Genomic DNA, 5,703 nt, shown 5'->3' with positions numbered 1-5,703 from the left:
ACATTTTCGGGTTCTATATTTTTTACTTCGTTCAAGTCAGTTACATGATACCTCATCTTTCTGATAAAGGCTATATCATTCTTCCTATTGTTGCTCTACTAACGGAAAATCCAATTCTCCCATAAAGTAAATAACGGAGTTCTTCAAAAGTTGCATCATTATTTCCTTCAACCAATTCCGCCAAGATGAGTAGTTGCTCCGCATTCAGTTTGCCTTTGACTCCACATCGGTCAGTTCTCGGAGTAATGTTTTTTGTTTCACGATATTGTTTAAGCAATTTTTGTACAAAACTCAGGGCTACAGAAAAACGCTTAGCTATTGCTTTTTGTGAAATGGGTTCAGCATGATAAGTATCAAGGATTTTTTGCCTAAAATCAATCGAATAAGCTTTCATTTTTAACAATGTATGAAGTTGGGTACAAGTAAACGTGTTATGAGTCAAGCATCGCGTGCTGTCAAAAAAATGCTATTATGTGTGGTATGGCTTTCGCGTGGCTTTACTGAACCATGTAATTATAGTTCATTTGAGCTGATCTTCTCTGTTTGACCCTCACGAGTGAGTGTCAGTAACATCATACCTCATCTTTCTGAGAAAGGCTATATAATCAAAAATTTAACATCTAAAATCGAAAACCTTAAATTGATATGGCAGCAGAAATTCAGCAGCAAATTCAACAGTTGAGGCAGCAGCTACAGGAAGCTAGCTATGCTTATTATGTTCTCGATGCGCCGATCATGCCAGATGAGGTGTACGATCGACTTTATCGCCAGTTGCAAGACTTAGAATCAGATTACCCGGAATTAATTACTGCAGAAAGTCCGACTCAGCGGGTCGGAGAACAGCCTGCTACTCAATTTTTTAGCGTCAAGCACAATATTCCTCTCTACAGTTTGGAAAATGCTTTTAATTTTGAAGAATTTGCTAAATGGCAGGAACGCTGGCAAAGGGTAGCACCCCCCCTAACCCCCGGTCAAGAGGGAAATGCACCCCCCCTAACACCCCCTTATCAAGGGGGGGGACAAGAGGGAATAACATCTTCTATTAGCAATCAGGAAAACAGGGAAATTACTCCCCCCCTTAGCAAGGGGGGGCTGGGGGGGGTTTCCTATGTTTGCGAGTTAAAAATTGACGGTTCTGCTTTAGCGTTAACCTATGAAAATGGAGTTTTAGTTCGCGGTGCGACGCGGGGAGACGGCATTGCGGGAGAGGAAATTACTCAAAATGTTAAGACTATTCGATCTATTCCTTTAAAGCTCAATTTAGATAATCCGCCGCCTGTGGTGGAAGTGCGGGGAGAGGCTTTTTTGTCTTTAGCTGTGTTTGAGGAAATTAATCGGGAACGGGAAAAAGCGGGGGAACAATTGTTTGCTAATCCTCGCAATGCTGCGGCGGGTACGCTGCGGCAGTTAGATTCTAAAATTGTGGATAAGCGACGGTTAGATTTCTTTGCTTATACTCTGCATTTAGATGAGGGTAACGAGGAGAAAACACAGTGGGAATCGTTGGAATTGTTGCGAAGAATGGGGTTTAAGGTAAATCCCAATCGCAAAGTTTGCTATTCTTTGGATGAGGTTCGGGAGTATTACGAATATTGGGATACTGAACGGCGAAATTTGCCTTACATGACTGATGGGGTTGTTGTTAAGATTAATTCGGTTTTGCTGCAACGACAATTGGGTTTTACTCAGAGGTTTCCGCGTTGGGCGATCGCACTGAAGTATCCCGCCGCCGAAGTCCCTACAATAGTAGAAGCTGTCACCGTGCAAGTAGGGAGAACCGGGGCTCTGACTCCTGTAGCGGAACTCAAACCGGTGCAGTTGGCGGGGACGACGGTTTCGCGGGCTTCTCTCCACAACAGCGATCGACTTTCAGATCTGAACCTCCACATTGGCGATACTGTAATTGTTAGAAAAGCTGGGGAAATTATACCAGAACTTGTGCGAGTTTTGCCGGAACTTCGCCCCCCAAATGCTCAACTTTTTCAAATTCCTAGTTGCTGTCCCGAATGTGAACAGCCTGTAGTTCGGGAAAAGGGGGAGGCCGTTACTCGCTGCATTAATACCTCTTGTCCAGCAATTTTGAGGGGTTCGCTGATTCATTTTTGCAGCCGGGATGCTCTGGATATTAACGGTATTGGGGAAAAGTTGGTGCAGCAGATGGTTGATAGCAATCTGGTGCATTCGGCAGCGGATTTGTACGATTTGACAGCGGAAAGATTGATGAGTTTGGAACGCATGGGTAAGAAGTTAGCAGAAAAGCTGGTAAACGCGATCGCCCAATCGAAAAATCAACCTTATTCGCGGGTATTGTATGCTTTAGGAATTCGCCATGTCGGCAGCGTGAATGCTCAATTGCTGACAGAAAGATTTACCAATGTGACAGATTTGGCTTCTGCATCAGCCGCAGCTATTGAAGGCGTTTACGGTATTGGGTCAGAAATTGCCCAAGCTGTTTATCAGTGGTTTCGAGTGCCGGCAAATCAAAGTTTAATTGCACGGTTGAAAACAGCAGGCTTGCAATTGCAGTCAGAAGTGAAAAATTCCAATTTAGCCAGCACAAATTTACAACTTGCAGGCAAAACTTTTGTGCTGACGGGAACTTTGCCCACTTTGAAACGAGATGAAGCTAAAGATTTGATTCAAAAAGCAGGCGGTAAAGTCACAAGTTCTGTGAGTGCTAAAACAGATTATGTGGTTGTGGGAGAAGATGCGGGTTCTAAGTTGGAAAAGGCTCAATCTTTGGGGATAGAACTACTGTCGGAAGCTGAGTTATTAGAACTGCTATCGAAACCCTAAATGATTGATGAAAGTCAATATCTCTCTCTTTTTTCTTTCTCTGCGCCCTCTGCGATCTCTGCGGTTCGTAAAAAAGCTGATTCACTTGAGCCGTTTTCCGAGAACATCACCAACTATTCTATTGCGCCAAATGCAAAATAGCCGATCGCGAATTGGGCAATACCTCAAAAGGCATAGAAAGCGCGATCGCACTTGGTGAATATACATACTTCCCCGGCGGTGCTGCCCGAATCTGTTGTCGGTACAGGCTAGTTTTGCTAAAATTTGATAAAGTTTGCAATAGCGAGGGCAACTGCCAGCTTAGCAAAATCTCAGCAATCATAGGAGATACATTATGTCTGAAATTCCAGCAGAACAAACACAAACAAACTTGACAACTCCAGAAACAACTACTGAAAGCTCAATTTCTGGGGTGGAAAACGTGAAAAACAGTTTGGGAAATGTCCTAAATAGTTGGAAATTGAAAGTAGGATTAGCAGTTGCTGTACTGTTTGCAGTATCGCTATTGGCTTTCTACTGGCAGCATATGATTGCAGTCGTAGGTATGAAGAGTTGGTCGGCGCGATCGGGAGCTCAGCCGATCGAATGTATGGTAAGAGATACTAATAACGACGAGTATGTCAGTTGCAGCGCCCTCCTCGATCAGCAGATTGTCCCTCTTGAGTGCAGTTCGAGTTTGTTCAATATCGGCTGTCGAGTCAATTACGGAACTGCGGCCCCAAATCCGAGACAAATCAACCCCAGATAAAGCATCTACGGGTTAGAGATGATTGTTGAACGAACAGATTTGCTACTTAAAATATGGGACTTACAAAAAAAATCTCACCGTGAAAATAGTCCAGCAATAAAGAGCGGAAAAGTCTTGCTTTTCTTGTTGTAAATTAGCAGGTAAGTAGACTTACCTGCTATTGCCATTAGGTAATCTGTGATAGATGATGTGCGGCAGTATATGGGCGATCCGAAGTTTTGTGATGATATTACTTTGGTGGTGAGGAAACAGAAATAGAGTTCCAAACCCCTGGATCGATCGGCGGTTGAAATTGGGGCAGCCACGGGGGAACCGCCCCAACCACCCCAAGCGGGCATTGCTCCTAATGTAGAAACTTTCGTCCCTCAGAAGCGGAGACAGAAAAATAAAGATGGCAGCTTACCAAGGGCTTCCGATCATGGTGAAACTACTCCAGTAGTAAGGATGAGAAAAGTTTTGGTTTCCTTGTTGTAAATGAGCAGGTAAATTTAACTTGCCACCGGTTGTTACTAGCTGTCCGTTTTCCAGCCGCACTTTACCGGACATTATTGCTTGTTGAGCCAGTTGCAAAGCTTCTGCCTTAGTTGTGGTTCCTCGCAACTGGTGGTAAAATTCGCTCATCAGCCCCAAAGTGCCTCCATCGTCAACATACCACAAACTCCCTAAAGCAGATTTCGCGCCGGATTTGACTGCTAAACCTCCAAAACCTAACTCTGCTTCCCGATCGCCCACAGCAGTTCTACAAGCACTTAATACTAACAAGTCTACCTGCGGATTGCGCCAATTTAAACTCTCCATGCGATCGAGCTGCAATTTGGAATTCCACAGTTGAATGTAGGAATTGCTCGCTTTTCCCGGTTTGAATTCAGCGTGAGTTGCTAGGTGAACGATCCGAAATCCTCCCTTGGCGTGTTCCGAGTTGAGATTCTCTAAAGTGAAAGTGGAATTGAGGAAAGATGGACTCTGCCACTGAGTCGAAATCGCTTGCAATTCGATCGGCACACTGGGCAATGGCTGTTGGTCAACAAATTCTGACCTTCCCATTGCTAGCACGGTGGCGTCTCTAACAGCTTTATAATCGGTATTAGTCGAACTAAAACTTGGAATTAGGCTGAAACTGTATTTTTCAATCAAGAAGCCTTTACCGTCGTGTAAAGCGGCAAAGGGCAGGCTTCGCAATCCGGGATCGACTGACAGTAATAAAGTTTGAATTCCTAAGTTTTGTAAGTCTTTTTCTAGGGGTGCGATCGCCCATTTATATAGTTGCTGGGCGGCGGCTAGATAGCTGGTACTAGCGCGTTTTGCGGGATTGGTGATTTCAGCGCGAAACTCCTGGACGGTGGGGAAAAGAGCTGCTCTGTTGGCTTCGGGGACGCTGTAGTGAATCGGTCGCCCCACGGGAGGAACTAAAATTAGTTCCAGTCGATCTTCTCGCGAGACTATGTAGATAATACCCGACCGCTTGCCCGGTTGCTCTGCGATATCTTGTAAAGTTTGTTGGAAGGTCGAAATCAAGACTTTTTCCTCTGGGAGGTTGGCTTTTACCCCCAAGTATTCTCCAAATTCTTGATTCCTCATTTCTTCGATTCCCCAGACTGTTTTCTGGATATCGTTACCTTCAAAAAGTCGATCGGGAGACGGGGCGTATCCCAGAACTAAATTAGAAGTAGGGTTGACTTTTGGCGCTGGTTCGCTGCTAACTGTTGGCTGTGGGTAGCCCGGGGGCAACTGACTGGTGATACTTTGATCGATGGTTAAAACTCGATCGGCTGCTGCACCGGGATTGTCTAGCGGTGGAATTTTGCGGCGTTGAAAGTCTTCTGAATCAGGGGTTGAAGATTCTTCTTGCGGTGCGGGTGTATCGGCGGCTGTGGACGATGTTGGTGCTGTCACAGGTGCGGGCACTTGTATTGCCGTGGGATCGATCGGAGTGGGAATGACACTCGGAGTCGGAGTGGGAGTCACACTCGGAGTCGGAGTGGAAGTGACACTCGGAGTGGGAATGACACTCGGAGTCGGAGTGGGAATGACACTTGGAGTCGGAGTGGAAGTGACACTCGGAGTGGGAATGACACTCGGAGTCGGAGTGGGAGTGACACTTGGAGTGGGAGTTGGAGTTACTACCGGAGTGGGAGTGACACTTGGAGTGGGAGTTGGAG

At 45.6% G+C, this 5,703-nt stretch carries 5 protein-coding genes; 2 read left to right on the top strand and 3 right to left on the bottom strand.

Features of this window, described 5'->3' with window-relative positions:
• Nucleotides 1–70 precede the first annotated feature (70 nt).
• On the bottom strand, nucleotides 71–394 hold the full coding sequence (locus tag QUA71_RS28715) for a hypothetical protein (RefSeq protein WP_333290356.1): 324 nt from the start codon (nucleotides 392–394) through the stop codon (nucleotides 71–73).
• A 251-nt stretch (nucleotides 395–645) separates the two neighbouring features.
• On the opposite strand from QUA71_RS28715, the gene ligA reads away from it, so the two are divergent.
• Nucleotides 646–2,796, top strand: a complete 2,151-nt coding sequence (gene ligA, locus QUA71_RS28710; protein WP_333290354.1) for an NAD-dependent DNA ligase LigA — start codon at nucleotides 646–648, stop codon at nucleotides 2,794–2,796.
• A 118-nt stretch (nucleotides 2,797–2,914) separates the two neighbouring features.
• On the opposite strand, the gene QUA71_RS28705 is transcribed toward ligA, so the two are convergent.
• Nucleotides 2,915–3,118 (bottom strand): hypothetical protein, encoded by a 204-nt coding sequence (locus QUA71_RS28705; protein ID WP_333290352.1) that lies wholly within the window; start codon nucleotides 3,116–3,118, stop codon nucleotides 2,915–2,917.
• 12 nt (nucleotides 3,119–3,130) lie between these two features.
• Between QUA71_RS28705 and QUA71_RS28700 the strand changes: the two genes are divergently transcribed.
• Entirely contained in the window at nucleotides 3,131–3,544 is a 414-nt protein-coding gene (locus QUA71_RS28700; protein WP_333290350.1) for a hypothetical protein, read from the top strand.
• A 399-nt stretch (nucleotides 3,545–3,943) separates the two neighbouring features.
• Here the strand turns inward: QUA71_RS28700 and QUA71_RS28695 are convergent.
• Nucleotides 3,944–5,703: CHAT domain-containing protein (locus QUA71_RS28695; RefSeq protein WP_333290349.1), on the bottom strand; the 1,760-nt coding region annotated here is incomplete at its 5' end.

Origin of the sequence: Microcoleus sp. MON1_C5, from assembly GCF_036701875.1 — a bacterium.
Taxonomy (GTDB): domain Bacteria; phylum Cyanobacteriota; class Cyanobacteriia; order Cyanobacteriales; family Microcoleaceae; genus Microcoleus.
Note: the sequence above shows the minus strand (reverse complement) of the source record. Positions and strands in the feature narration are given on the sequence as shown.

Coding starts and splice junctions, on each gene's coding strand:
- QUA71_RS28715 (WP_333290356.1), bottom strand. CDS start 394: ATGAAAGCTTATTCGATTGATTTTAGGCAAAAAATCCTTGATACTTAT.
- ligA (WP_333290354.1), top strand. CDS start 646: ATGGCAGCAGAAATTCAGCAGCAAATTCAACAGTTGAGGCAGCAGCTA.
- QUA71_RS28705 (WP_333290352.1), bottom strand. CDS start 3,118: ATGATTGCTGAGATTTTGCTAAGCTGGCAGTTGCCCTCGCTATTGCAA.
- QUA71_RS28700 (WP_333290350.1), top strand. CDS start 3,131: ATGTCTGAAATTCCAGCAGAACAAACACAAACAAACTTGACAACTCCA.